Below are 25,666 nucleotides of genomic sequence, written 5' to 3' on the forward strand. Positions count from 1 at the left end.
TGGCCAGATCGTCACGCGGTCTGGCCTCTTTTCCCGCCTTCCCTTTTCTCCACAACCTTCCTGCGAAAATGACTGAATCATGAAGATTTTATGGAGATTGCTGTCGCTTTATTGTAATGAGAATCACTATCATTAATATTCTTCATCGCATTTTTAACAAATGGAAATGAGTTGATGAATAACATAATAAGATTTGCCCCGGCTACACTTACGCTCGCCATTCTTTCAACGCTATACCAGAGCGCGCACGCAGCGGAAGATCCTCTCGCCGATGGTGAAACAATGGTCGTTCAGGCAACCGCTGAAGAGGCCCTAAAGCAACAGCCGGGGGTTTCCATCATCACGGCAAAGGACATAGAAAAGGATCCACCGGTTAACGATCTTTCGGAAATTATTCGCAAAATGCCCGGGGTTAACCTCACCGGAAACAGCGCGACAGGCAGTCGTGGTAACAACCGTCAGATCGACATCCGCGGTATGGGGCCAGAGAACACGCTGATTCTGATTGACGGTGTGCCGGTGACGTCACGTAACTCGGTGCGCTACAGCTGGCGCGGGGAGCGCGACACCCGCGGGGACACCAACTGGGTTCCGCCAGAGATGGTTGAGCGTATTGAAGTGCTCCGGGGACCAGCTGCCGCCCGCTATGGTTCGGGGGCTGCCGGCGGCGTCGTCAACATCATTACCAAACGCCCGTCCAACGACTGGCACGGCTCCCTCTCCCTGTACACTAACCAGCCTGAAAATGATAAAGAGGGGGCGACGAAACGCGCTAATTTTGATCTGAGCGGCCCCCTCGCGGGCGATGCGTTAACGATGCGCCTGTACGGGAACATCAACAAAACCGACGCAGATGCTCAGGACATCAACACCGCGCAAAACGGCTCTTACGCCGCCGGGCGAGAGGGCGTACGTAACAAGGACATTAATGCCCTGCTCTCCTGGAAACTCACGCCACAGCAGATTATCGATTTCGACTACAGCTACAGCCGCCAGGGCAATATCTACGCGGGTGATACTCAATACAGCAACAGCAACGTCAGCCCTGACGGTCTGGTGTCGTCCCTGTATGGTCACGAAACCAACCGAATGTACCGCCAGTCTTATGGCATTACGCACAACGGCATCTGGGACTGGGGTCAGTCAAAGTTCGGGGTTTATTATGAAAAGACCAACAACACCCGACTGGAAGAAGGCTCTACGGGCAAAGTTGAAGGGATGATCAATAGCGATAAATACGATACCAGCCGGCTGGAATCATACCGTTCAACGGGTGAACTGAACATTCCTTTCTTCTGGCTGGTCGAACAGACGCTAACCGTGGGTGCAGAATGGAACCGTGATGAACTGAACGATCCGGCCTCAATGCAGTCGACAAATGTGTCGGGAGAAGTGATTAACGGCGTTCCCGGCACGGCTTCTGAGCGCAACAGCAAAAACAGCGCTGACCTCACCGGCATCTATCTTGAGGACAATATTGAAGCGCGTCAGGGCACCAACCTGATCCCAGGGCTCCGCTTTGATTATCACAATCAATTTGGCAGCAACTGGAGTCCGAGCCTGAACCTCTCTCAGGATTTGGGTGATATGTTCAAGGTTAAAGCGGGTATCGCTCGGGTATTTAAAGCGCCAAACTTGTATCAATCCAGCGAAGGCTATCTGCTTTCCACCCGCGGTAATGGCTGCCCGAATAACGTTTCCGAAGGAAGCTGTTACCTGTTAGGTAACCCGGATCTGGATCCGGAAATAAGCGTGAACAAAGAGATCGGCCTGGCCTTTGCCCTGGAAGGCTACGAGGCTGGAATTACCTGGTTCCGCAATGATTACAAAAACAAGATCGTTTCAGGAACGGACGTGCTGGGGCAGACAAGCAGCGGCGCAAATATCCTGCAATGGGAGAACGGCGGTAAGGCCGTTGTTGAAGGGCTGGAAGGCAACCTCACCGTCCCTGTTATTCGCGACACGCTAACCTGGCGTACTAATGCGACGTATATGATTCAGTCTGAAAGTAAAGACACCGGTAATCCGTTGTCGATTATCCCCAAATATACCGTCAACACCATGCTGGACTGGGAGGTTAACAGCAAGCTTTCAGCCAACGTAAGCTGGACGATGTACGGCCGCCAGAAGCCCAGAGAAAACGCTGAAATCCGCAAAGAGGAAAATGCGATGTCCAACAGAGAGATCGGCGCGTATTCCATCGTGGGTATCGGCAGTAACTATCAGCTGACCAAAAACCTGCGCCTGAACGCCGGCATCAGCAACCTCTTTGACAAGCAGATTTACCGTGAAAATGACGGTGCATCTACCTATAACGAACCGGGCCGCGCCTATTACGCTGGCGTAACCATGTCCTTCTGACCTTCAGGCGCCCGCGCTGCGGGCGCTAACCCTATTCTCTCCAGCCAGAAATCATAGTAGCATCCCGCCTGAAGTCTTCAGTTACGAGTTTAAAAACAATGACAACAAATGACGCCCCACAGGGCGAACTGGTTTTACGCACACTGGCAATGCCTGCGGATACGAATGCCAATGGCGATATTTTTGGCGGCTGGTTAATGTCGCAGATGGATATGGGCGGTGCAATCCTGGCAAAAGAGATTGCACACGGGCGCGTGGTAACCGTCCGGGTCGATGGCATGACCTTCCTGCGCCCTGTCGCGGTGGGGGACGTGGTGTGCTGTTACGCACGCTGCGTAAAACGCGGCAATACGTCTATCTCCATTAACATTGAAGTATGGGTGAAAAAAGTCTCTTCTGAACCGATTGGTCAGCGCTATAAGGCGACGGAGGCCCTGTTCATCTACGTGGCAGTGGATAGCGACGGTAAGCCCCGCCAGCTCCCACGGAGCTGATCCTCAGGTAAAAAAAAGCCTCCTTGCGGAGGCTTCTTTTATTCCATCTGTGCCCCGCCGTTCAGGCGGAAGACAATATTTACAATCAACCCATTGCCGGGTTTACCGGCTTCATAACGCCACCTGCGCATGGCCGATTTAACTTCGCGTTCAAACATATTCGCCGGCTGTGCGGACAGGATTTCCACGTTATCCACACGTCCATCAGCCGTAACGTCGAATTTCACCCGTACACGCCCTTCAATACGTAACGCCTGAGCACGTGCCGGATACTGCGGCTGGTTACGGCTCAGCGCGCGCGGGCCCGCTGGCGCCGTTACCGTCGGTTTTGTCGCGGTCGTGGTGTTACTCATCAGCGGACGTGACGGGGCGGCATTTTCAACCGGCTGCGTGGTGCGTGGCTCAACCGGACGCACTTCGCGTTTCGGACGCTCTTCCACCTTTTTGACCGGCTTGGGTTTTGGCTTCGGCTTAGGTTTCGGCTCTGGCTTATGGATCACCACCGGCGCTTCTTTTGGCGGTTCAGGAATCGGCTCGGGTTCCGGCTCGGGTTCAACAACGGGCTGTGGCGGCGGCGGCGCAACCTGCGGCGGTTCAAGATCCGCGGGCGATACCATGGTCACAGAAATTGGCTGCGCTGGCGCTGGCATTTCAATAACCTGATGAACCGAGGTATAGAGCAGACCCGCCACGACAGCACCGTGAATAACGACGGAAAGCAGCGTCGGCCATGGAAAGCGGCGAGGTAAATCAAGGGTCATCGAAGTCATAATCATCAACGTTAAAAAACCGAACCTCGATTTTAAATGCAAATAGCAATCATATTCAATAAGACACTTTGTCCTGGCGCAATTTAAGCGTATAAGAGGGCAAAAAAGGGGCATCCAGATCAGGGTTTTAACATTGTTATTATCTTTACATTGCAGTCATTTGTGCTTTCACATAACGTAAATGTCACTTTTACCGGTTAAGGAGCTTTGCCGTGCTTTATGTGATTTACGCTGAAGATGTACCTGATTCTCTGGAAAAACGTGTTTCCGTTCGCCCTGCCCATCTGGCGCGTTTACAGCTGCTACAGGATGAAGGTCGGTTGCTGACCGCAGGCCCGATGCCTGCCGTTGACAGCAACGATCCGGGAGCAGCGGGTTTTACCGGCTCCACGGTGATTGCCGAGTTTGAATCTCTGGAAGCCGCGCAGGCTTGGGCAGAAGCAGACCCGTACGTCGCAGCCGGCGTGTACGAGAAAGTCACGGTTCGCCCGTATAAAAAAGTGTTCTGAAATGAAAGGCTCCCTCAGGAGCCTTTTCTTCATTCAGTGCAGCGACGCCAGCCTCGCCGCAAATCCAACAAACAGCAGGCCTATCAACCCGTTCCCCAGCTTCGCCAGTTTCTTTTTGGTTTTCAGGTAACGCGTGACAAACGCGCCTGAGAAAATGAGGAAGCTCATGTACATGAAGCTGATTAGCTCAAGCGTTGTGGCGAGGATCAGGAACGACGTGCCGGTATTCTTCGCATTGACATCAATGAACTGCACGAAGAACGATACGTAAAAGAGAATCGCTTTCGGGTTCGTCAGGCTCAGCACCAGCGAACGCTTAAGGATCGCGCTTGCCGGTTCGGCGCTACTTTCGTGCGCATTTTTTTGACGTGTCATAACGGACCAGAGCATTTTTCCGCCGAGCCACAGCAGATAAAACGCCCCAAGATAGCGGACAATATTAAATAATACCGGAGTGGTCTGGATCAACGCGGCAACGCCCGCCCAGGCCAGAAACATCAGCACGGCATCACCAATAAACACACCGGTGGCTGCCAGATAGCCTTTCTTAACGCCGTGGCCAATCCCTGTTTTCAGCACAAACAAGGTGTTCGGTCCTGGAACCAGCACGATAAAAAATGCGCCGACAACATAGGTCCAGAAATTCAGTACACCAAACTCCGCAAACACGTCTCACTCCTTTTGCTCAAAAACAGCGGGGATACCGGTAATTACGGTATCCCCTGAATCAGTTGCGCTATTGTACGCCGTTATAACCATCAAGATAAGTCGCGGCCAGTTCGTTACCAAATAATATGGCGTCTTTACTGTCCATGTCCGAAGACCATTTATCCTTCGCGTTGCCTGCGTACAATTCCTGCGACTTCGCATTTTCTTTCAGCTGATCGCGAATGCTTTGCGCGTATTCACTGGCTTCAGCCTGAGTCCGCCCTTCCGCACGGTCAGCTTTGCCCCGGGCATAAAGCTCGCGGAACTGCGCTACGTTCAGGTGATAATTTTTCTGCACGCTGGAGGTGTAATTGCCGCCAGTAAAGCTGGACTGATGCGACACGAAATAAAACGCGTGCCGTTCGGGTGAGGTTTTGCTACTGGCACAACCGCTTAATACTGCAATCCCGAAGAGTGCTGCCATCACTTTTACGTTCATCCTTTTTTCCTTTAATAAAGCCAATGTATTCCCCACGCAAAAACATAATCTGCCAATGAGGAAAATGACGAAAGTCCTAAACCTTCCCTGAGCGCATCCAGCGCCAAAAGTGCAATAAAAATCCAGAGATAAGGATTCATCTTTTAATATCATGACGTTATGGGGACGTAGTATATCGTGGAAAGCAGACGGGAGGAGACTGCAAAGATTAATAGTCTGGATGTTTAATGGGCACCTTTACGGTGCCCCTCATGCTTTTCAGATATCCTGGACCGCGAACAGCAGCGCGTTACGGTGTCTGTTCAGGCCACATTTTCTGATGGCGTGGATACGCATATTGCGGCGGGATTGTGCTTCCAGCCAACGAGCCTTACGACGACTCACCTGTCGCAACATGCGCCAGCGCCCTACTTCAGTTCTACTGCGCTTCATGTCTACAACTCTTTCTCTAACAGAGATGCCATTATATGCCTAAGCAGGCGGCAAACCAGCGCTTTTATCTGCCGTTTTTATTTGCCAGATGAATCCTGATGCGTAAACTCATAACAATACGCTTTCAAAAGGATTTTTTATTTATGACAACCTTCTACACCGTGGTGAGTTGGCTGGTCATTTTAGGATACTGGCTGTTAATTGCCGGGGTGACGTTGCGCATTCTGATGAAACGCAGAGCGGTGCCTTCCGCCATGGCCTGGCTTCTGATTATCTACATTCTGCCGCTGGTGGGCATCATCGCCTATCTCTCTTTCGGTGAACTTCATCTGGGTAAACGCCGGGCCGAACGCGCCCGTGCCATGTGGCCCTCCACGGCAAAATGGCTTGCCGACCTTAAAGCCTGCAAGCATATCTTCGCCGAAGAGAACAGCAGCGTGGCCGCATCTTTGTTCAAGCTGTGCGAACGCCGCCAGGGCATTGCTGGGGTAAAAGGCAATCAGCTGCAACTGATGACCTCTTCCGATGACGTGATGCAGGCGCTGATCCGTGATATCCAGCTCGCCCGGCATAATATCGAGATGGTGTTTTATATCTGGCAGCCGGGCGGCATGGCGGACCAGGTCGCCGAATCGCTGATGGCCGCTGCACGTCGCGGTATCCACTGCCGCCTGATGCTGGACTCCGCCGGCAGCGTGGCCTTTTTCCGTAGCCCGTGGGCAGGCATGATGCGCAACGCCGGTATCGAGGTGGTCGAGGCGCTGAAAGTGAATCTTATGCGCGTCTTTCTGCGCCGCATGGATCTTCGTCAGCACCGGAAAATGGTTCTGATCGATAACTATATCGCCTACACCGGCAGCATGAACATGGTCGACCCCCGCTTCTTTAAACAGGATTCCGGCGTGGGGCAATGGATCGATTTGATGGCTCGCATGGAAGGCCCGGTGGCAACCTCTATGGGCATCGTCTATTCGTGCGACTGGGAAATTGAAACCGGTAAACGCATTCTTCCCCCGCCGCCGGATGGCAATATCATGCCGTTTGAGGAAGCCAGCGGGCACACTATCCACACTATCGCCTCCGGTCCTGGCTTCCCGGAAGATCTGATCCATCAGGCACTGCTTACCGCCGCGTACTCAGCGCGGGAATATCTGATCATGACCACGCCCTATTTCGTCCCCAGCGACGACCTTCTGCACGCCATCTGTACAGCGGCACAGCGCGGAGTGGATGTGAGCATTATTATGCCGCGCAAGAACGATTCGCTGCTGGTCGGGTGGGCAAGTCGCGCGTTCTTTAGTGAGCTGCTGGCCGCGGGCGTTAAAATCTATCAGTTCGAAGGCGGTCTGTTACACACCAAGAGCGTGCTGGTAGACGGAGAGCTGAGCCTGGTGGGTACCGTCAACCTCGATATGCGCAGTCTGTGGCTGAATTTTGAAATTACGCTGGTCATTGATGACGCCGGTTTCGGCGGCGATCTGGCGGCGGTTCAGGATGATTATATCTCCCGCTCACGCCTGCTGGACGCCAGACTGTGGGCGAAACGTCCGCTGTGGCAGCGAATTGCCGAACGACTGTTTTACTTCTTTAGTCCGTTGCTGTAAAACGTGCCCAACGATGTTTAACAGGTAGTCATCATGGAAATGGATCTGAACAATCGCCTGACCGAAGACGAAACGCTCGAACAGGCCTACGATATTTTTCTCGAGCTGGCGGTCGATAATCTCGACCCTGCTGACGTCATTCTTTTCAACCTGCAATTTGAAGAGCGTGGCGGTGCTGAGCTGTTCGATCCGTCTGAAGACTGGGCCGAACACGTCGATTTTGATCTCAACCCGGACTTCTTCGCTGAGGTGGTAATTGGCCTGGCAGATGAAGACGGCGGAGAAATTAACGACATCTTTGCCCGCGTCCTGCTGTGCCGCGAGAAAGACCATAAGCTGTGCCATATTCTCTGGCGCGAATAATAAAAAAGGCTGCCCGCGCAGCCTTTTTTATTTAATCCGGCAAGGCATTTCCACAGCGGTGACAAAACCGCGCCCCGGGTTCATGATTTCCCTGCTGACAATTCGGACATTTGCGTTGCTGCTTGCTGTTCTGGAAGGCGCTGCTCATATGGGTGGTAATTAGCCCCGTCGGTATCGCTATTACCGAATAACCGATCAGAATAAGAATCGATGCCACAATACGTCCGAGCGGCGTATGCGGTGTAATATCGCCATAGCCCACGGTGGTCACCGTGACGATAGCCCAGTAAACCGACGCATTAAGCGTGGTAAACCCGTATTTTGGCCCTTCGATTAAATACATCAGGGAGCCAAAAACGATCATCACGATAGCAATAAACGAATAGAAGAGAATAAGCTGGTGGCGGGCGCTGACAATGGCGACCCAAAAAACCCTCAGCGACGGCATAAAGCGCAGCAGCTTCAAAATTCGTAACACACGAATCGCCCGCATTGCGCGCCAGGCAAACACATAATTCAGGCTGATCTCAGGCCACAGCCACATGACATACAGCGGCAGGATAGTGGCTAAATCAATAAATCCCCAGAAGCTGAAAACGTATTTCGCCGGATTTGGCCAGCTAATGACCCTCAGCACATACTCTGCGGTAAACACCAGCGTGACGATCAATTCCAGCCAGACAAAAACGTGCCACTCCTCATACGTCATGTGGTACTGCGTTCCGGCACCGGATTCGATAAAGATAATAATGACGCTAATCAGTGCAAATAAGCCACACAGACCCTCGAAACGGCGACCGGAAACCGTTTCTGGATCAAATAAAAGGTGATAAAGCCGCTGACGGGCCGACGTGAATAATCGCGACACATTAACCTCGAAAAAATAAGGGCTGACATCATGTCAGCCCTTGCGATTATAACGGGTCTACTTTCAGGCAGGAAACCGCATGTCGGAAACTGCCCTCCAGAACCGGCCGTGTTTTTGCACATTCCGGCCCGGCTATTGGGCATCGCGTACGGAATACGCAGCCTGAAGGCGGGTTGATTGGCGAAGGCAGTTCACCTTCCAGAAGCTGAATGGTTTTATTTTTTTCCAGATCGGGATCCGGAACGGGAACCGCAGACATCAGCGCTTTGGTATAAGGGTGCAGCGGATTATGGTACACCTCATCATACGTGCCCAGTTCCACGGCGTGGCCCAGATACATGACCAGCACACGGTCTGAAATGTGTTTTACCACCGCCAGATCGTGGGCGATGAAGATCAGCGACAGCCCCATTTCCCGTTGCAGTTTCTGTAGCAGGTTAACCACCTGGGCCTGGATGGAAACGTCCAGCGCCGAAACCGGCTCATCACAGATAATCAGTTTCGGTTCAAGGATCAACGCGCGTGCGATACCGATACGCTGGCACTGACCGCCGGAAAACTCGTGAGGGTAGCGGTTGATGAGGTTAGGCAACAGACCCACCTTCAGCATCATCGCTTTCACCCGATCGCGAACTTCCTGGCGCGGCATCTTCGGATGATAGGTGCGCAGCGGCTCGGCAATGATTTCGCCAATGGTCATACGCGGATTCAGGGACGCCAGAGGATCCTGGAAAATCATCTGGATATCACTGCGCACATTGCGCCATTCATCCGGCTTCATCCCCAGCAGATCTTTGCCAAGCCAGGCCACTTTCCCGTCGGTGGCTTTCACCAGGCCGATGATCGCACGCGCAAATGTCGACTTGCCGCAGCCGGATTCGCCCACCACGCCCAGGGTCTCCCCTTCGTACAGGCGTAGCGTGACGCCATCCACCGCTTTCAGGGTTTTGGCAGGCTGCCAGAACCACTGTTTACCGCCTTTGATATCGAAATGGACCTTCAGGTCAGCGATTTCGAGCAGCACATTTCTTTTTTCGTCGATTGCGTTCATACCAGCTCCTCCAGCGGCTTAAAGCAGGCGCGTAGACGGCCTGGGGCAAACGCTTCCAGCGGCGGTGCGCTGTTACAGATTTCCATCGCATGCGGACAGCGTGGCTGGAACGGGCAGCCTTTTGGCAAACGCAGCAGGTTTGGCGGGTTGCCCGGGATAGTCAGCAGCGACTCCCCTTCCGCATCGAGGCGCGGTACGGCATTCAGCAGCCCGATAGAGTACGGGTGGGCTGGCTGGTAGAACACATCGCGGGCATTACCGTATTCCATCGTGCGGCCTGCATACATGACTAACACTTTGTCGCAGATCCCGGCAACGACGCCTAAATCGTGGGTGATCATGATGATGGCGGTGTTGAACTCACGCTTCAGCTCGTTCAGCAACGTCATGATCTGCGCCTGGACGGTCACGTCGAGAGCGGTGGTTGGTTCATCAGCGATCAGCAGTTTTGGCCGGCAAAGCAATGCCATCGCGATCATGACGCGCTGACGCATACCGCCGGAGAACTCGTGCGGATACATGCGCATGCGCTTGCGTGCTTCAGGCATTTTCACCGCATCCAGCATTTTGACGGACTCTTCAAACGCTTCGGCTTTGCCCAGCCCCTTGTGGAGCATCAGCACTTCCATCAGCTGTTCACCCACCCGCATATAGGGGTTCAGGGAGGTCATCGGATCCTGGAAAATCATTGAAATCTGCTCGGCGCGCAGTTTGTTCAGCTCATGTTCCGGCAAATTCAGGATCTCTTTCCCGTTAAACGTCGCCGAACCCCCTATCACGCCGTTTGACGCCAGCAGGCCCATCAGCGCGAATGCGGTCTGGGATTTACCGGAACCGGATTCGCCCACAATGCCCAGCGTTTCACCGGCACGCAAGTCGAAGTTGAGATCGTTAACGGCAGTCACATCACCGTCGGGGGTTTTAAACGTCACGCGGAGGTCTTTAACGTCCAGCAGTGCGCTGGTCCGCTGTTGCGCCTGTGGCGCGGTTGCCGTTTCAATAATGGTCATGACGGCGCTCCTTAACGGTCTTTCGGGTCGAGGGCATCACGCAGGCCATCGCCGATAAAGTTGAAACAGAACAGGGTGACGACCAGGAAGCCCGCCGGATACAGCAGTAACCACGGTGACACTTCCATGGAGTTTGCGCCGTCACTTAACAGAGCGCCCCAGCTACTCAACGGCTCTTGCGTACCTAATCCCAGGAAGCTCAGGAAAGATTCAAACAAGATCATACTTGGCACCAGCAGGGAGGCGTATACCACCACCACGCCCAGCACGTTAGGAACGATATGACGCACCACAATATTGGCGGTAGAAACGCCACCAACCTGTGCGGCTTCGATAAACTCCTTACGTTTAAGGCTCAGCGTCTGGCCGCGCACAATACGCGCCATATCCAGCCAGGACACCATCCCGATCGCCACGAAGATCAGCAGGATATTTTGACCAAAGAAGGTCACCAGCAGAATGACGAAGAACATGAACGGGAAGGAGTTCAGGATTTCAAGCATACGCATCATCACGGAGTCCACTTTCCCGCCGAGGTAACCGGAAAGCGAACCGTAAAGCGTGCCGACAATTACCGCCACCAGCGCCGCTGCGATGCCAACCATCAGGGAGATACGGCCGCCAATCGCCACACGCACCAGCAAATCACGCCCGGAGGAGTCGGTACCGAAATAGTGCCCGGATTCCATATCCGGCGCGCTGGACATCATGCCCCAGTCCGTATCGAAATAGGTGAACTGAGAGAGCATTGGTGCCAGGGTTACGAACAGCGCGATAAGCACCAGCACGACCAGGCTGGCAACGGCGGCACGGTTATGCATAAAACGACGGCGGGCGTCTTGCCAAAGGCTACGACCTTCGACCTCCAGCTTTTCACTGAAGTTTTCCAGCGCCTCGCTGTTTTTCTTACTCAACATCATGGCGTGCTCCAGTTAGTAACGGATTTTCGGATCGATAACGGCATACAGCACATCGACAACGGCATTAAAGAGAATGGTCAGCGCGCCCACGAGGATCGTCAGGCTCAGCACCAGCGAATAGTCTCGGTTAAGCGCCCCGTTAACAAACAACTGCCCGATGCCCGGCAGGCCATAAATGGTTTCAATCACCATTGAACCCGTAATAATGCCGACGAATGCAGGACCCATATAGGAGAGCACCGGTAACAGTGCAGGCTTGAGAGCGTGACGGAAAATAATCCGGCGCATCGGCAACCCTTTCGCTCGGGCGGTACGGATAAAGTTCGAATGCAGGACTTCAATCATTGAACCACGCGTAATACGGGCGATACTGGCAATGTAGGCCAGAGATAATGCCACCATCGGCAATATCATGAACTTCAGCGCCCCGCCATTCCAGCCGCCCCCGGGCAGCCATTTAAGGGTTATCGCGAATATCATGACCAGCAACGGCGCGACAACGAAGCTGGGGATAACCACCCCGGTCATTGCGACCCCCATTACGGCGTAATCCCATCGGGTATTTTGTTTTAGTGCGGCGATAACGCCCGCAGTGACACCGAGAACAACGGCCAGGATAAATGCAGCAGCCCCTAATTTAGCCGATACCGGGAAGCTGGACGCCACCAGGTCGTTAACGGAATAGTCTTTATATTTGAATGACGGACCAAAATCACCGTGTGCAAGTTGCTTCAGATAGTTGAAGTACTGCGTGGTGATAGGATCGTTTAAATGATATTTCGCTTCGATGTTGGCCATAACTTCTGGCGGAAGCGTGCGTTCACCGGTAAAAGGACTGCCCGGCGCAAGACGCATCATAAAGAAGGAAATTGTAATTAGAATAAATAACGTTGGAATCGCTTCAAGACAGCGACGCAGGATAAATTTCAACATTGCCCGTACCTTCTGGCGTGTGCCTGATGAATGTTACAAAATAGACACAGTGGGGCAAGCTCGCTCGCCCCACGTATTGCCATTAATGCTTGATAATATAAAGATTCTTAACGGAAATATTATCCAACGGGTCTTTACCGGTATAACCCCCTACCCATGGTTTCACCAGGCGGGCGTTAACGTAGTAGTAAACCGGAACGATCGCAGAGTCTTTATCGAGCTGTTGTTCTGATTTCGCGTACAGATCGGCGCGCTGGGCGTCATCTGCCACTTTCAGGGTATCGCCAATCAGCTTATCAAACGCCGGGCTCTTATAGTGTGCGGTATTGTTCGAACTGTCGCTGAGCATGGTGTTCAGGAATGAGGTCGGTTCGTTATAGTCCGCACACCATCCTGCACGTGCCACGTCAAAGGTTCCCTGATGGCGCGTATCGAGGAAGGTTTTCCATTCCTGATTTTCCAGCTTCATGTTCACGCCGAGATTTTTCTTCCAGATTGACGCGACGGCAATAGCCAGTTTTTTATGCAGATCGGAGGTGTTGTACAGCAGACTAAACGTCAGCGGCTTGTCGGCGGTATAGCCCGCTTCAGCCAGCAGCTTTTTCGCTTCTTCATTACGTTTTTCCTGGGACCATTTGAACCATTCAGGTTCAACCAGCTTCATACCGTCGGTGTAAGGCGGGGTGTAGCTGTAAGCCGGCAGGTCGCCCTGATTCTTCACTTTATTCACGATAATGTCGCGATCCAGAGCCAGCTTCAGTGCGGTACGAACACGTACGTCGGTGAACGGTGCTTTCTGGTTGTTAATTTCATAATAGTAGGTGCACAGATACGGATCGACGTGAACTTCTTTCGGGATCTCTTTTTTCAGCTTCTGGAACAGTTCAATCGGCATGTTGTTATAGGTCATGTCGATTTCGCCGCTGCGGTAGCGGTTTACGTCCGTTACCTCAGAAGAGATTGGCAGGTAGGTGACCTGATTGATAACCGTCTTGGCATTATCCCAATACTGCGGGTTGCGCTCCAGCACCATACGCTCGTTAACGACCCAGTCCTTCAGCTTATATGCACCGTTGGTCACGATATTCGCAGGCTGCGTCCATTTTTCACCAAATTTTTCTACCGCGGATTTTGGTACCGGAGAAACGGACGGGTGAACCAGCAACTTATAGAAGTACGGAACAGGTTCGCTCAACGTCACTTCAAAAGTGTTGGCATCGATGGCTTTTACGCCCAGGTCGGTTACTGGCTTTTTACCCGTGATGATGTCATCAATATTGGCGATATGGCCATACTGGAGGTAACTCGCGTACGGGGAGGCGGTATTCGGATCCGCCAGACGCTGCCAGCTATAGACGAAATCTTCGGCGGTAACCGGCGTACCGTCAGACCATTTGGCATCTTTACGCAGATGGAAGGTCCAGACTTTAAAATCTTTGTTGTCCCATTTTTCCGCCACGCCCGGAGCCGGGTGGCCGTCTACGTCAGTCACCAGCAGACCTTCAAACAGATCGCGGTTAACGTTAGACTCTGGAACACCTTCAATTTTGTGCGGATCAAGAGACTGCACTTCCGCACCGTTATTACGTACCAGCGTTTGCTTCTCAGCCAGCTGAACACCAGCAGGAACGTCCGCAGCCATTGCAGCGTTGCCCGCGATTAGCGCAGTAAAAATCCCCGCCGCTACCAGACTTTTTTTTGTGATGATGGACATTGTGTTGATACTCCACTCATTATTATGACTGGCCTTCGCCAGTTGTGTAATCCCCTGTTGGGGCCTGTACAGCGCAGGAGTTTTTTTTGCTGCTGTCAGGTTCTTTTTTTACTTCTTGCTATCATCGACTTCATTATTACTGACCGCTCGTACGGCGATCTTGCGTCGATTCTTTACACCTCTCCCCTGTCAGTGAGGTGTGCTGGAAAGCTTAAGTGAGGTCTATATGAAAATAGTTCTCATCAACTTGTTTAATGCCGCAAAATATAAGGCCGGAAAGTACCAAATGGTGCCAACTCTCGCCAATACATTTTGCAAATTTGTTAAGCATTTCTCTTTTACGGAGTCAGGCGTAGCTATGCCGCCGACCACCTTTCACGCCAAAAACAAGTAAAACCCTTACAATACATTCAGTTGTAGAGTTCTCTCGGGACTGGTGCGATGACATGACAAATTCGAACGATTTTTCACGAAAATTTAACATCTGGTTATTATTTAGCACATTCGTCTGGGTCAGCGTCGAAATTACTAATATCATTTCGGTTATCTGTCAGCAAGCCCCAGAGTATCATGTGAGTAAAATAACAGAGCGTTTGAAGGATTTATGGGCAGAGAAGCAAACTGAAAATAAACAACCTCTTGAAAATCAACAAAAGAGGGTTATTAGTAGAACTTATTATGGCTGGTGCGTATTTCAACTTTATTGATATGATTTGCTGATATTCACGTAAAAAAACGGAGCCGCTGGCTCCGCTCTTTCAAACGAAAGTCAGTGTACTAATCCGGGGAATATACTTTTTATACCGGTAACGATAAATTCGATGCCTAACGCCATTAACAACAGACCCATGATACGGGTAATCACGTTGATGCCCGTTTGTCCCAGCAAGCGAACCAGCCATGGTGCCATACGAAATACGCCCCAGCAGCAAAGTGCGAACAGGGCAATGGCGACAGAGAAGCCAATCAGGTGCATCAGGCTGTGATAGCGTGTTCCCCATACAATGGTAGAGCTGATTGCCCCCGGGCCCGCCATCAGCGGCAGTGCCAGTGGCACCACGCCGATGCTCTCGCGGATAGCTGTCTCTGATTTTTCCTGCTTATTCTGTTTATCCTCCCCCAGCTTGCCGCTGATCATCGACATGGCAATCGTCACCACCAGGATCCCGCCTGCTATTCGGAACGAATCAATCGAGATGCCGAAGACCTGAAGAATGGCGTCCCCCAGATAAAGAGACGTAAGCAAGATAATCGCCACCGACAGGTTTGCCGTCAGGTTGGTTTTATTTCGCGCGGCGGCTGTCTGATAACTGGTCATACTGATGAAGACAGGGATAATCCCTACCGGGTTGACCAGGGCAAACAAGCCAATAAAAAACTTGAAATATGTAGGGAAATCAAAGAGCGTTTGAATCACATTAAGCTCCGCAATTGAGCATGGTCAGGGAGAGACAGCGTGTAATGATAAATCCGCGCTGAAGATACGCTTTTTAGCCGCACACTTCACCAGAAATCTGTTCTAAAACGTTATCAATTCATGATGTTAAACATTTGTATACTCAATGATAGCGCCACTTCCAATAGTTACTTAATTATTTAACACTGGAATAATTAGCACAAAATAACCCTGCTGAAAGGTATCAGCTTAGGACAAAATTGATCTTGATCATAATTTTCGTACTCAGAAGTGAGTAATCTTGATTACGCCGCCAGGGAGATCACCTATCAAAAAGGTATGATGCTAAGGTAAGGCTCTTTTAGTAAATTAGTGAGCGGAAGCAGTGAGTAATCCTTTGTTTTACTGTGTGTTACGCAAGTGGGATCGGCTCTGACTATACTGTCAGACGTATCGAGCGCTGGTTTACTAAAAGAGTTTAAACATTATCAGGAGAGCATTATGGCTGTTACCAATATCGCTGAACTGAACGCCCTCGTCGAGCGCGTGAAAAAAGCCCAGCGTGAATATGCCAATTTCACCCAAGAACAGGTTGATAAAATCTTCCGCGCGGCCGCTCTGGCTGCTGCAGATGCTCGAATCCCTCTCGCTAAAATGGCCGTTGCCGAATCCGGTATGGGTATCGTTGAAGATAAAGTGATCAAAAACCACTTTGCTTCAGAGTATATCTACAACGCCTATAAAGATGAGAAAACCTGCGGTGTGCTGTCAGAAGACGACACTTTTGGCACCATCACTATCGCTGAACCCATCGGCATTATTTGCGGTATCGTTCCAACCACTAACCCAACCTCTACCGCCATCTTCAAATCTCTTATCAGTCTGAAAACACGTAACGCAATCATTTTCTCCCCGCATCCACGTGCGAAAGACGCCACCAACAAAGCAGCGGATATCGTGCTTCAGGCTGCCATTGCTGCGGGTGCGCCAAAAGATCTGATCGGTTGGATCGACCAACCTTCTGTTGAACTGTCCAATGCCCTGATGCATCACCCGGACATTAACCTAATCCTGGCGACCGGCGGTCCTGGTATGGTTAAAGCAGCATACAGCTCCGGTAAACCAGCCATCGGCGTAGGCGCAGGTAATACTCCTGTTGTGATCGACGAAACGGCAGATATCAAGCGTGCAGTTGCCTCTGTGCTGATGTCAAAAACCTTCGATAACGGCGTTATCTGTGCATCTGAACAGTCTGTTGTCGTGGTTGATTCGGTATACGACGCCGTTCGTGAACGTTTCGCCAGCCACGGCGGCTACCTGTTGCAAGGTAAAGAACTGAAAGCCGTTCAGGACGTGATTCTGAAAAATGGTGCACTGAACGCAGCTATCGTAGGTCAGCCAGCGTATAAAATCGCTGAACTCGCCGGCTTTAGCGTCCCTGCTACCACCAAGATTCTGATTGGTGAAGTGAAAGTCGTTGATGAAAGTGAGCCGTTTGCTCACGAGAAACTATCCCCGACACTGGCAATGTACCGTGCGAAAGATTTCGATGACGCGGTAGAAAAAGCAGAGAAGCTGGTGGCGATGGGCGGTATCGGCCACACCTCTTGCCTGTACACCGACCAGGATAACCAGCCAGAGCGTGTTGCTTACTTCGGTCAGAAGATGAAGACGGCACGTATTCTGATCAACACCCCTGCTTCTCAGGGTGGTATCGGTGACCTGTATAACTTCAAACTCGCACCTTCCCTGACTCTGGGTTGTGGTTCCTGGGGTGGTAACTCCATCTCTGAAAACGTTGGTCCAAAACACCTGATCAACAAGAAAACCGTTGCTAAGCGAGCTGAAAACATGTTGTGGCACAAACTTCCGAAATCTATCTACTTCCGCCGCGGCTCTCTGCCAATCGCGCTGGACGAAGTGATTACTGATGGCCACAAACGTGCGCTCATCGTGACTGACCGTTTCCTGTTCAACAATGGCTATGCAGACCAGATCACCTCTGTTCTGAAAGCTTCTGGCGTCGAAACTGAAGTCTTCTTTGAAGTTGAAGCTGACCCAACCCTGAGCGTTGTACGTAAAGGCGCTGAACTGGCTAACTCCTTCAAACCTGATGTGATCATCGCACTGGGTGGCGGTTCCCCAATGGACGCCGCGAAAATTATGTGGGTCATGTACGAGCATCCGGAAACCCACTTCGAAGAACTGGCGCTGCGCTTTATGGATATCCGTAAACGTATCTACAAGTTCCCGAAAATGGGCGTGAAAGCGAAAATGATCGCCGTCACCACCACTTCCGGTACCGGTTCAGAAGTGACGCCATTTGCTGTTGTGACTGATGACGCAACGGGTCAGAAATATCCGCTGGCTGACTACGCACTGACTCCAGATATGGCTATCGTTGACGCCAACCTGGTCATGGAAATGCCGAAATCACTGTGTGCGTTCGGTGGTCTGGATGCGGTAACTCACGCCCTGGAAGCTTACGTTTCCGTACTGGCTTCTGAGTTCTCTGACGGTCAGGCTTTACAGGCACTGAAACTGCTGAAAGAAAACCTGCCAGCTTCTTACAACGAAGGTTCGAAAAACCCTGTAGCTCGTGAACGTGTACACAGTGCGGCAACCATCGCGGGCATTGCATTTGCTAACGCCTTCCTGGGTGTCTGTCACTCCATGGCGCACAAGCTGGGTTCACAGTTCCACATTCCTCACGGTCTGGCGAACGCCCTGTTGATCAGCAACGTTATCCGCTATAACGCCAACGACAACCCAACCAAGCAGACTGCATTCAGCCAGTACGACCGTCCGCAAGCTCGTCGTCGCTACGCTGAAATCGCAGACCACCTGGGTCTGAGCGCACCGGGCGACCGTACTGCAGCGAAGATCGAGAAACTGCTGGCATGGCTGGAAAGCCTGAAGGCTGAACTGGGTATTCCTAAATCTATCCGCGAAGCAGGCGTTCAGGAAGCTGACTTCCTCGCTCACGTAGATAAGCTGTCTGAAGATGCATTCGATGACCAGTGTACTGGTGCTAACCCGCGCTACCCACTGATTTCCGAACTGAAACAGATCCTGCTGGATACCTATTACGGTCGTAACTTCACTGAAAGCGATGTCGCTGCCGTAAAAGTTGACATCCCCGCAGTTGTAAAGGCTGACAAGAAAGCGAAGAAAAATGCTTGATTGACAGTGTGAAAAAAAACCCGCCGCTGGCGGGTTTTTTTATATCTGAGGATCCGTAAGACATTTTTTTTATTTGCGATTGTCGCCCTGTAACGCCGTCAGCGAGCCTACAGCCAGCGCCTCTTTATAATGCTTGCGGCAGACCGAGACATAACGTTCATTGCCCCCTATCACCACCTGCTCGCCATCAGCATAAGGCTTGCCCGACTGGTCCAGGCGAAGAACCATACTTGCCTTGCGGCCACAAAAGCAGATAGTTTTCAGCTCAACCAGCTTATCCGACCAGGCGAGCAGATACTGGCTACCGGCAAATAACTCACCGCGAAAGTCAGTGCGTAATCCATAGCAAAGAACGGGAATATCCAGCTCATCAACGACCTCTGAAAGCGCATGGACCTGCTCGCGGGTCAGGAACTGGCTTTCATCTACCAGCACGCAATGGACAGGCTTAGAGGCATGCTGGGCACGAATGTCCTCAAGCAGGTCCGTTTCAGGGTTAAACAGCCTTGCAGGCGACGAGAGCCCTATTCTTGAGCTTACCTTCCCTGCCCCAAAGCGATCGTCGATTTCGGCGGTATAAACAACGGTACGCATCCCCCGCTCCTGATAATTGTATGAGGATTGCAGTAACGCCGTCGATTTCCCTGCATTCATTGCCGAATAGTAGAAATAAAGTTGTGCCATTGGCCGAAGAACCCTAATCAATGTGTAATATTCCCGATGGATCATTGTACCATATTTTGTATTGTCATCAGCGGCGGGCTGCGTGCTCCAGGCTGTTCTGCACCAATAAACTCTTCGTTGATAGCGCAAAATAATGCGTTAAAACAGACAGTAAAGGCTTTTAGCACGGACAATAAGGCGAGCTCGACACCGGAGATAACACTTCTTTTTATAGTGGCTTCTGCAATCTTTAAAATTCACTATTTATTAACTATTCTTCTGTTCGCTGCGCTTAGCCGGAGTAATACGAAAGGCTGATATTTATCAACCGCAACTATAATTCCTGAGGTAAAAGTCACAAAACAAACATGCAAATGACGCGCTTTTGCCGTTTGAAACGATATCTCATCGCCCCAGCAAACAATGAAATTTAAGTTAGCGTAATTAATAATAGCGTCATTAATTTTGTATTTTTTGAATTCCTTACATTCCAACCTATTGCACAAGTGAAATTAACGCTCTATTATTAGGACAACAAACCCACCCCCATTATAAGTTTGAGATTACTACAATGAGCGAAGCACTTAAAATTCTGAACAACATCCGTACTCTTCGTGCGCAGGCAAGAGAATGTACCCTTGAAACGCTTGAAGAGATGCTCGAAAAATTAGAAGTTGTCGTTAACGAACGTCGTGAAGAAGAAAGCGCAGCAGCGGCTGAAATCGAAGAACGTACACGTAAACTGCAACAGTATCGCGAAATGCTGATTGCCGATGGTATCGATCCAAACGAATTGCTGAACAGCATGGCTGCGGCTAAAACCGGTACCAAAGCAAAACGCGCAGCACGTCCTGCTAAATATAGCTACATCGACGAGAACGGCGAAGAGAAAACCTGGACCGGCCAGGGTCGTACTCCTGCTGTAATCAAGAAAGCTATGGACGAACAAGGTAAACAACTGGATGACTTCCTGATCAAGGATTAATCTGGAAAGATTCTGAAAAATCCCGCTTAATGCGGGATTTTTTATGCCCATAATATTCCCCAAACATCTCCTTACATTCTGTCATATTGCCTGGCTCACTATTTAACGTCCTTGACAATCTCCAGCCAATTACGGATCGACAGGCATAAAAAAACCGGTGGGCATCGCCACACCGGTCTTGTTCACTGGTCCGTGAGTTTATTACTTAATACCCACGCTACCTTTGAGCCAGGCTTTAAATTCTTCACCCAGGCTGTTATGGCGAATGCCATATTCGACGAATGCCTGCATATAACCGAGCTTATTACCGCAGTCATGGCTCTTACCTTTCATATGGTAGGCTTCCACGGTCTCTTTCTCGATCAGCATATCGATAGCATCCGTCAGCTGGATTTCATCGCCCGCACCCGGAGGCGTTTTGGCCAGCAGCGCCCAGATTTCAGCACTCAGTACGTAACGGCCAACGACAGCAAGGTTAGACGGCGCGACGTCCGCTTTAGGTTTTTCAACAACGCCAACCATTGGTACGCTTTCACCAGGTTGCAGGGCAACACCTTTGCAGTCAACCACACCGTAAGCAGTCACATCGTCGACTGGCTCAACCATAATCTGGCTGCTGCCGGTTTCGTCGAAGCGTTTAATCATTTCCGCCAGGTTTTCCTGGGAAAGATCGGACTCATACTCATCAAGGATCACGTCGGGCAGAATAACCGCGACCGGCTCATCACCCACTACCGGATGTGCACACAATACTGCGTGTCCCAGGCCCTTCGCCAGGCCCTGACGAACCTGCATAATGGTAACGTGTGGAGGGCAAATAGACTGCACTTCCTCCAGCAGCTGGCGCTTTACGCGTTTTTCCAGCATTGCTTCGAGTTCGAAACTGGTATCGAAATGGTTTTCGATAGAGTTTTTAGATGAATGCGTCACCAGCACAATTTCGGTGATACCTGCCGCAATACACTCATTCACGACATACTGGATTAATGGCTTATCAACCAGAGGCAGCATCTCTTTTGGGATTGCCTTCGTCGCTGGCAACATCCTGGTACCCAATCCCGCCACCGGGATAACGGCCTTTCTGACTTTCGAATTTAGGGCAGCCATTGAAATTCTCCTGAACTGTTCAAGTTTTGAACTTTTATGCATTGAATAACGCGTTGAGTATACAGTCTCAGCCACTAATACGGGTCTGAAAAGAACGCGTTGCCGATCAATTAAGACAAATACGCATGAAACTTGCAGCGATAGTAGCACTGCCAGCAAAAACACAGGTAAAGCAATCTGAAAAATAAAATCTGACTGCTTACTCCGTGGACAACATTAAGCGTAACCGCCCACCGGCACCCCAAATTTGGCACTGCCAGGAGGTGCAGCGATGGCTAATTTGATTAAGGTAAGTATTACCCAACGTTCCCAACGGCACACCGTTACTCACCTGTATATGGTGTTCGCCGGTATTCAGCGTGGCATTTAATCCAGCAGAGACCAGAATAAGGTTATTCAACCCGCTGTGATAATAGCCAACCAGAAGCGGGAACTGCCCCGGCAAATTGGCCTGGCGAAAAAGTTGGTTGACCTGTTTTAGTAAACTGCCTAACTCAGGAAGTCGTTGCCCCTGATGGGATAATTGTTCCTGTAGCAATCCATTAAACAGCGCACGGAGTAATAAGGCCGCCAGAACGCCGTTATCTCCCGCTCGGGTAACATCCAGGCAATAAAAAGCGAGGTCGGAATCTGATAGCGGCGCAATATCCAGCACCAGTCCAGGCTGGTCAGCCGCTACCAGCTGGCGATAATTTACTCTGCAATGAGAGATATTTTGCTGCACCGGCGGCTGAAGTTCCTGAAGCAGCTTCGCGGCCGCGAGCGGATTACTGACTAAAGCATCCCAGTCCTGGAAAAGACGTTCTTCTTCTTCCACCCGGGAATTAAACATATTGGGATACAGGCAGGCCAACACCGTTTCACGCAGTCGGTTTAAATCTTTAACCGGTTTGAGCAGGATATCCTGCACACCCAAACGCAACGCCTTAGCAATATCCGCCATATTTTCGGTTGCCGAGATCACCAGTATCGGTGTCTGATAACCTTCGTTACGCAGGTTTTCCACCAGCATTAATCCGTCCATGCGCGGCATCTCGAGATCGCAGATCATCAGATCAGGCGCCATGCTGGCCATTTTTTCCAGTGCCTCGACGCCATCTTCGGCAAGGGACGTGGTTGCACCCAGTGAGGATAACCACGAATCCAGTAGCGATCGGAAAACGGGCTCGTCTTCTACTATCAAAATATGTTTTCCGGCCAATGGCTGTGTCATGGTTCCTCCCCTGGCTGACAGTTACTCAATAGTGGCATGCTATTGGTACTATCGCCTGTCAGATTTTGCTGAAGTAATCAAAAAAGTGCTTAACGTGCTGTACGCACAAAAGGCAACAGTTCATCTATTTTCTTTTCGACGGCTAACGAGCCCGCTGCTATGGCGGCCTCAGCCCGGTGGAAATCAAGGGTAGAGATTTGTGGACAATAGGGCTGAATAAGAATATCCGGAGGATCGCCAGCCATACGGTTTCGCTTCAGGCGATTCTCAAGAATTTGAATGGAGGTCGTCATGATTTCAATGGCGTTCGGCGCGGTCACCGTGCGACGGGCAGTCAGGCGCCCTATTCTGCCGCGTAAACGCGCATGCCAGGCAAGTTTCTCTTCTTCCGCATCATCGCTCTGAAGATTAACCGGCATCAAATCCTGCTGCATAAGGTGAGCGTCGTGCTGTAAATCCACTGCAATGACGATATCTGCCCCCATGGCGCGCGTCAGAGAGATGGGGACAGGATTCACCACGCCACCATCAACGAGCCAGTAGCCATTATGAGGCACAGGCGCCATTAACCCAGGCATGCTACAGGATGCGCGAACGGCGAGATGAATATCCCCTTCGGTGAGCCATAACTCCCTGCCCGTACTGAGGTTGGTTGCAACGGCACCGAAAGGCATTTGGCAGTGGCTGAAGTCAGCGAGGGGCATTATCTTACGAAACTGATTGAATACGCGTTCGCCGCGCAGCAGGCCGCCACGCTGCCAGGAGAGATCCATCAGGCGCAGTACATCCCAGTAACTAAAGGAGCGCACCCAGCTTTCAAGCTGCGGGAGCTTACCGCAGGCGTACGCGGATCCGACCAGCGACCCGATAGAACATCCTGCGACAATATCAACGTCAATCCCCATCTGGTTTAAGGTATTGATAACGCCAATATGTGACCAACCCCGGGCTGCACCTGAGCCCAACGCCAGTCCAATTTTTACCTTTCTCATTAGCCCTGTTTTACTTCCCCTGGATTCCCGACATAGCGTCAACGCACCTGCTCAGTTAACATATTGCTACCTTAAGCGTTTAACGCCTTATTTTTTGTTCCAGGAAGAGAATCGTGTCTCAACTCTGCCCCTGTGGTAGCGCTCTGGAGTATAGCCTATGTTGCCAGCGATATCTTTCTGGCGAGCAGGTTGCACCAGACCCGTCACACCTTATGCGCTCGCGGTATACTGCTTTTGTGATCAAAAACGCAGACTACCTGATTAAAACCTGGCATCCGTCCTGTGATGCTGCCGATTTTCGGCAAGAGATTGAAGCCGGATTTGCCAACACCGTCTGGCTGGGCCTTACCGTCTTTGATGCCGCTCCCGGCCGCGATGCCAACGAGGGCTATGTCAGTTTTGTCGCCCGCTTTAGCGAACAAAACAAACCCGGCGCCATCATTGAACGCTCACGGTTCTTAAAGGACAGCGGGCAATGGTATTATATTGACGGCACACGTCCGCAATTCGGTCGTAACGATCCCTGCCCCTGTGGTTCAGGAAAAAAATTTAAAAAGTGTTGCGGCAGTAATGCCTGACAACTCAGACTTCGCAAATACATAAACAGGATTTCCCGGCGATGCAATCATTACAACGTAAAGTTCTGCGCACTATCTGTCCCGATCAAAAAGGACTGATCGCACGAATTACCAACATTTGCTACAAGCATGAACTGAATATCGTGCAGAACAACGAGTTCGTTGACCACCGTACCGGTCGCTTCTTTATGCGTACCGAGCTGGAAGGTATTTTCAACGACACAACCCTGCTTGCCGATCTGGACAGCGCCCTGCCGGAAGGCTCGGTGCGCGAGCTAAACCCGGCGGGTCGTCGCCGCATTGTCATTCTGGTCACCAAAGAGGCGCACTGCCTGGGCGATCTGCTGATGAAAGCCAATTACGGTGGCCTGGACGTCGAAATTGCCGCCGTCATTGGCAACCACGAGACGCTGCGTACGCTGGTTGAACGTTTCGACATTCCGTTTGAACTGGTCAGCCATGAAGGTCATACCCGCGAAGAGCACGACAACCTGATGGCTGCTGCGATTGAAGCACATAACCCGGACTACGTGGTGCTGGCAAAATACATGCGCGTGCTGACGCCATCCTTCGTGGCGCGCTTCCCGAACAAAATTATCAACATCCACCACTCCTTCCTGCCAGCCTTTATTGGCGCGCGTCCGTACCACCAGGCGTACGAGCGTGGGGTGAAGATCATTGGCGCAACCGCGCACTACGTGAATGATAATCTGGACGAAGGCCCAATCATCATGCAGGACGTGATCCACGTGGATCACACCTACACGGCAGAAGATATGATGCGTGCTGGCCGTGACGTTGAGAAGAACGTACTGAGCCGTGCGCTTTATCAGGTACTTGCTCAGCGCGTCTTTGTGTACGGCAACAGAACGATTATTCTTTAATCCTTCGGAAAATGAATTGATTAGCTTTACGCCTTTACGGATAAAAAGCAGGCAAACAGCTTCATTTTCCTAAAGGAATGCTTTACAGGGGCGTCTCATTTGATATGATGCGCCCCGCTTCCAACAGGAAGCAGGCCAGTTAAAAGCATTACCCCGTGGTGGGGTTCCCGAGCGGCCAAAGGGAGCAGACTGTAAATCTGCCGTCATCGACTTCGAAGGTTCGAATCCTTCCCCCACCACCATCTCCAGCTTTACCTCAAAATATGAATTACCCCTGGTGGGGTTCCCGAGCGGCCAAAGGGAGCAGACTGTAAATCTGCCGTCATCGACTTCGAAGGTTCGAATCCTTCCCCCACCACCATCACTTCCAGATTCTTAAGCACTCACTCAAGCACAATGCTCCATATTTCTCGATGCCGGGAGTAATCCTTCCCTGCCTGTTTTCCCCGGTGGCGCTTCGCTTACCGGGGCTACAAATAGGGTCTGTAG

25 protein-coding genes and 2 tRNA genes are annotated in these 25,666 nt (G+C 51.3%); 11 read left to right on the forward strand and 16 right to left on the reverse strand.

Going from position 1 to position 25,666, the window contains the following annotated elements:
• Positions 1-174 precede the first annotated feature (174 nt).
• On the forward strand, positions 175-2,361 hold the full coding sequence (locus ACOTXC_RS04740) for a TonB-dependent siderophore receptor (RefSeq protein WP_045622002.1): 2,187 nt from the start codon (positions 175-177) through the stop codon (positions 2,359-2,361).
• A gap of 98 nt (positions 2,362-2,459) precedes the next feature.
• Complete coding sequence (yciA, locus tag ACOTXC_RS04745; protein ID WP_022648341.1) at positions 2,460-2,855, forward strand: acyl-CoA thioester hydrolase YciA; 396 nt, start codon at positions 2,460-2,462, stop codon at positions 2,853-2,855.
• 38 nt (positions 2,856-2,893) lie between these two features.
• On the opposite strand, the gene tonB is transcribed toward yciA, so the two are convergent.
• Complete coding sequence (tonB, locus tag ACOTXC_RS04750; RefSeq protein ID WP_032622462.1) at positions 2,894-3,616, reverse strand: TonB system transport protein TonB; 723 nt, start codon at positions 3,614-3,616, stop codon at positions 2,894-2,896.
• A gap of 221 nt (positions 3,617-3,837) precedes the next feature.
• Here tonB and ACOTXC_RS04755 point away from each other — a divergent pair, with 221 nt between their 5' ends.
• Positions 3,838-4,134: a YciI family protein gene (locus tag ACOTXC_RS04755; protein WP_063849113.1), complete on the forward strand. Its 297-nt coding sequence runs from the start codon at positions 3,838-3,840 to the stop codon at positions 4,132-4,134.
• A gap of 33 nt (positions 4,135-4,167) precedes the next feature.
• Here the strand turns inward: ACOTXC_RS04755 and leuE are convergent, their stop codons facing one another.
• The 4 genes from leuE to ACOTXC_RS04775 all read right to left on the reverse strand — a co-directional run bounded on the left by leuE (position 4,168) and on the right by ACOTXC_RS04775 (position 5,713).
• Positions 4,168-4,803, reverse strand: a complete 636-nt coding sequence (gene leuE / locus ACOTXC_RS04760) for a leucine efflux protein LeuE (protein ID WP_006810877.1) — start codon at positions 4,801-4,803, stop codon at positions 4,168-4,170.
• Positions 4,804-4,870: 67 nt separating this feature from the next.
• Positions 4,871-5,281, reverse strand: coding sequence for an Exc2 family lipoprotein (locus ACOTXC_RS04765; protein WP_022648348.1), 411 nt, complete (start codon positions 5,279-5,281; stop codon positions 4,871-4,873).
• Positions 5,282-5,292: 11 nt separating this feature from the next.
• Positions 5,293-5,421 carry a KPN_01571 family protein gene (locus ACOTXC_RS04770; protein WP_209662595.1) on the reverse strand — a complete coding sequence of 43 codons (129 nt, stop codon included), beginning with the start codon at positions 5,419-5,421 and terminating at the stop codon, positions 5,293-5,295.
• Positions 5,422-5,539: 118 nt separating this feature from the next.
• Positions 5,540-5,713 (reverse strand): YciY family protein, encoded by a 174-nt coding sequence (locus ACOTXC_RS04775; protein ID WP_017384232.1) that lies wholly within the window; start codon positions 5,711-5,713, stop codon positions 5,540-5,542.
• A 143-nt stretch (positions 5,714-5,856) separates the two neighbouring features.
• On the opposite strand from ACOTXC_RS04775, the gene cls reads away from it, so the two are divergent.
• Positions 5,857-7,317 (forward strand): cardiolipin synthase, encoded by a 1,461-nt coding sequence (gene cls / locus ACOTXC_RS04780; protein ID WP_022648349.1) that lies wholly within the window; start codon positions 5,857-5,859, stop codon positions 7,315-7,317.
• Positions 7,318-7,350: 33 nt separating this feature from the next.
• Positions 7,351-7,680 carry an HI1450 family dsDNA-mimic protein gene (locus ACOTXC_RS04785; RefSeq protein ID WP_006810881.1) on the forward strand — a complete coding sequence of 110 codons (330 nt, stop codon included), beginning with the start codon at positions 7,351-7,353 and terminating at the stop codon, positions 7,678-7,680.
• A gap of 31 nt (positions 7,681-7,711) precedes the next feature.
• Here ACOTXC_RS04785 and ACOTXC_RS04790 read toward each other — a convergent pair whose 3' ends face one another.
• The 7 genes from ACOTXC_RS04790 to ACOTXC_RS04820 form a co-directional block, all read right to left on the reverse strand.
• On the reverse strand, positions 7,712-8,548 hold the full coding sequence (locus ACOTXC_RS04790) for an ion transporter (protein ID WP_022648350.1): 837 nt from the start codon (positions 8,546-8,548) through the stop codon (positions 7,712-7,714).
• Between the two features lie 46 nt (positions 8,549-8,594).
• The gene (gene oppF, locus ACOTXC_RS04795) at positions 8,595-9,599 is read right to left on the reverse strand and encodes a murein tripeptide/oligopeptide ABC transporter ATP-binding protein OppF (protein WP_421767447.1); all 1,005 of its coding nucleotides are present in this window, start codon (positions 9,597-9,599) and stop codon (positions 8,595-8,597) included.
• The gene (locus ACOTXC_RS04800; RefSeq protein ID WP_017384234.1) at positions 9,596-10,609 is read right to left on the reverse strand and encodes an ABC transporter ATP-binding protein; all 1,014 of its coding nucleotides are present in this window, start codon (positions 10,607-10,609) and stop codon (positions 9,596-9,598) included. The genes oppF and ACOTXC_RS04800 overlap by 4 nt, the downstream gene beginning before the upstream one ends.
• Positions 10,610-10,620: 11 nt before the next feature.
• The gene (gene oppC, locus ACOTXC_RS04805) at positions 10,621-11,529 is read right to left on the reverse strand and encodes an oligopeptide ABC transporter permease OppC (RefSeq protein ID WP_015570372.1); all 909 of its coding nucleotides are present in this window, start codon (positions 11,527-11,529) and stop codon (positions 10,621-10,623) included.
• Positions 11,530-11,541: 12 nt separating this feature from the next.
• Complete coding sequence (oppB, locus tag ACOTXC_RS04810; RefSeq protein WP_003856738.1) at positions 11,542-12,462, reverse strand: oligopeptide ABC transporter permease OppB; 921 nt, start codon at positions 12,460-12,462, stop codon at positions 11,542-11,544.
• An 82-nt stretch (positions 12,463-12,544) separates the two neighbouring features.
• Positions 12,545-14,176 (reverse strand): oligopeptide ABC transporter substrate-binding protein OppA, encoded by a 1,632-nt coding sequence (oppA, locus tag ACOTXC_RS04815; protein WP_421767448.1) that lies wholly within the window; start codon positions 14,174-14,176, stop codon positions 12,545-12,547.
• A gap of 769 nt (positions 14,177-14,945) precedes the next feature.
• Positions 14,946-15,593, reverse strand: a complete 648-nt coding sequence (locus ACOTXC_RS04820; protein WP_017384236.1) for a YchE family NAAT transporter — start codon at positions 15,591-15,593, stop codon at positions 14,946-14,948.
• Positions 15,594-16,073: 480 nt separating this feature from the next.
• Between ACOTXC_RS04820 and adhE the strand changes: the two genes are divergently transcribed.
• On the forward strand, positions 16,074-18,755 hold the full coding sequence (adhE, locus tag ACOTXC_RS04825; protein WP_032624107.1) for a bifunctional acetaldehyde-CoA/alcohol dehydrogenase: 2,682 nt from the start codon (positions 16,074-16,076) through the stop codon (positions 18,753-18,755).
• A gap of 69 nt (positions 18,756-18,824) precedes the next feature.
• On the opposite strand, the gene tdk is transcribed toward adhE, so the two are convergent.
• Positions 18,825-19,439: a thymidine kinase gene (gene tdk, locus ACOTXC_RS04830; protein WP_032622434.1), complete on the reverse strand. Its 615-nt coding sequence runs from the start codon at positions 19,437-19,439 to the stop codon at positions 18,825-18,827.
• Between the two features lie 550 nt (positions 19,440-19,989).
• On the opposite strand from tdk, the gene hns reads away from it, so the two are divergent.
• The gene (gene hns / locus ACOTXC_RS04835) at positions 19,990-20,403 is read left to right on the forward strand and encodes a histone-like nucleoid-structuring protein H-NS (protein WP_003856724.1); all 414 of its coding nucleotides are present in this window, start codon (positions 19,990-19,992) and stop codon (positions 20,401-20,403) included.
• Positions 20,404-20,604: 201 nt separating this feature from the next.
• On the opposite strand, the gene galU is transcribed toward hns, so the two are convergent.
• The 3 genes from galU to rssA form a co-directional block, all read right to left on the reverse strand.
• The gene (galU, locus tag ACOTXC_RS04840; RefSeq protein WP_022648355.1) at positions 20,605-21,510 is read right to left on the reverse strand and encodes a UTP--glucose-1-phosphate uridylyltransferase GalU; all 906 of its coding nucleotides are present in this window, start codon (positions 21,508-21,510) and stop codon (positions 20,605-20,607) included.
• Positions 21,511-21,709: 199 nt separating this feature from the next.
• Positions 21,710-22,723, reverse strand: a complete 1,014-nt coding sequence (rssB, locus tag ACOTXC_RS04845; RefSeq protein ID WP_003856721.1) for a two-component system response regulator RssB — start codon at positions 22,721-22,723, stop codon at positions 21,710-21,712.
• An 89-nt stretch (positions 22,724-22,812) separates the two neighbouring features.
• Positions 22,813-23,715 (reverse strand): patatin-like phospholipase RssA, encoded by a 903-nt coding sequence (gene rssA, locus ACOTXC_RS04850; protein ID WP_022648357.1) that lies wholly within the window; start codon positions 23,713-23,715, stop codon positions 22,813-22,815.
• Between the two features lie 113 nt (positions 23,716-23,828).
• Here rssA and ACOTXC_RS04855 point away from each other — a divergent pair, with 113 nt between their 5' ends.
• The 4 genes from ACOTXC_RS04855 (at position 23,829) to ACOTXC_RS04870 (ending at position 25,538) form a co-directional block, all read left to right on the forward strand.
• Positions 23,829-24,293, forward strand: coding sequence for a YchJ family protein (locus ACOTXC_RS04855; protein WP_022648358.1), 465 nt, complete (start codon positions 23,829-23,831; stop codon positions 24,291-24,293).
• 41 nt (positions 24,294-24,334) lie between these two features.
• On the forward strand, positions 24,335-25,177 hold the full coding sequence (gene purU / locus ACOTXC_RS04860; RefSeq protein WP_003856715.1) for a formyltetrahydrofolate deformylase: 843 nt from the start codon (positions 24,335-24,337) through the stop codon (positions 25,175-25,177).
• A 157-nt stretch (positions 25,178-25,334) separates the two neighbouring features.
• Positions 25,335-25,419 (forward strand) — tRNA-Tyr (locus tag ACOTXC_RS04865).
• A 34-nt stretch (positions 25,420-25,453) separates the two neighbouring features.
• Positions 25,454-25,538, forward strand: a tRNA-Tyr gene (locus ACOTXC_RS04870).
• Positions 25,539-25,666 lie beyond the last annotated feature (128 nt).

This window comes from Enterobacter cloacae complex sp. IR5428 (assembly GCF_049238585.1).
GTDB classification, from domain to species: domain Bacteria; phylum Pseudomonadota; class Gammaproteobacteria; order Enterobacterales; family Enterobacteriaceae; genus Enterobacter; species Enterobacter intestinihominis.

Coding starts and splice junctions, on each gene's coding strand:
- ACOTXC_RS04740 (WP_045622002.1), top strand. CDS start 175: ATGAATAACATAATAAGATTTGCCCCGGCTACACTTACGCTCGCCATT.
- yciA (WP_022648341.1), top strand. CDS start 2,460: ATGACAACAAATGACGCCCCACAGGGCGAACTGGTTTTACGCACACTG.
- tonB (WP_032622462.1), bottom strand. CDS start 3,616: ATGACCCTTGATTTACCTCGCCGCTTTCCATGGCCGACGCTGCTTTCC.
- ACOTXC_RS04765 (WP_022648348.1), bottom strand. CDS start 5,281: ATGAACGTAAAAGTGATGGCAGCACTCTTCGGGATTGCAGTATTAAGC.
- ACOTXC_RS04770 (WP_209662595.1), bottom strand. CDS start 5,421: ATGAATCCTTATCTCTGGATTTTTATTGCACTTTTGGCGCTGGATGCG.
- ACOTXC_RS04775 (WP_017384232.1), bottom strand. CDS start 5,713: ATGAAGCGCAGTAGAACTGAAGTAGGGCGCTGGCGCATGTTGCGACAG.
- cls (WP_022648349.1), top strand. CDS start 5,857: ATGACAACCTTCTACACCGTGGTGAGTTGGCTGGTCATTTTAGGATAC.
- ACOTXC_RS04785 (WP_006810881.1), top strand. CDS start 7,351: ATGGAAATGGATCTGAACAATCGCCTGACCGAAGACGAAACGCTCGAA.
- oppF (WP_421767447.1), bottom strand. CDS start 9,599: ATGAACGCAATCGACGAAAAAAGAAATGTGCTGCTCGAAATCGCTGAC.
- ACOTXC_RS04800 (WP_017384234.1), bottom strand. CDS start 10,609: ATGACCATTATTGAAACGGCAACCGCGCCACAGGCGCAACAGCGGACC.
- oppC (WP_015570372.1), bottom strand. CDS start 11,529: ATGATGTTGAGTAAGAAAAACAGCGAGGCGCTGGAAAACTTCAGTGAA.
- oppB (WP_003856738.1), bottom strand. CDS start 12,462: ATGTTGAAATTTATCCTGCGTCGCTGTCTTGAAGCGATTCCAACGTTA.
- oppA (WP_421767448.1), bottom strand. CDS start 14,176: ATGTCCATCATCACAAAAAAAAGTCTGGTAGCGGCGGGGATTTTTACT.
- adhE (WP_032624107.1), top strand. CDS start 16,074: ATGGCTGTTACCAATATCGCTGAACTGAACGCCCTCGTCGAGCGCGTG.
- tdk (WP_032622434.1), bottom strand. CDS start 19,439: ATGGCACAACTTTATTTCTACTATTCGGCAATGAATGCAGGGAAATCG.
- hns (WP_003856724.1), top strand. CDS start 19,990: ATGAGCGAAGCACTTAAAATTCTGAACAACATCCGTACTCTTCGTGCG.
- galU (WP_022648355.1), bottom strand. CDS start 21,510: ATGGCTGCCCTAAATTCGAAAGTCAGAAAGGCCGTTATCCCGGTGGCG.
- rssB (WP_003856721.1), bottom strand. CDS start 22,723: ATGACACAGCCATTGGCCGGAAAACATATTTTGATAGTAGAAGACGAG.
- rssA (WP_022648357.1), bottom strand. CDS start 23,715: ATGAGAAAGGTAAAAATTGGACTGGCGTTGGGCTCAGGTGCAGCCCGG.
- purU (WP_003856715.1), top strand. CDS start 24,335: ATGCAATCATTACAACGTAAAGTTCTGCGCACTATCTGTCCCGATCAA.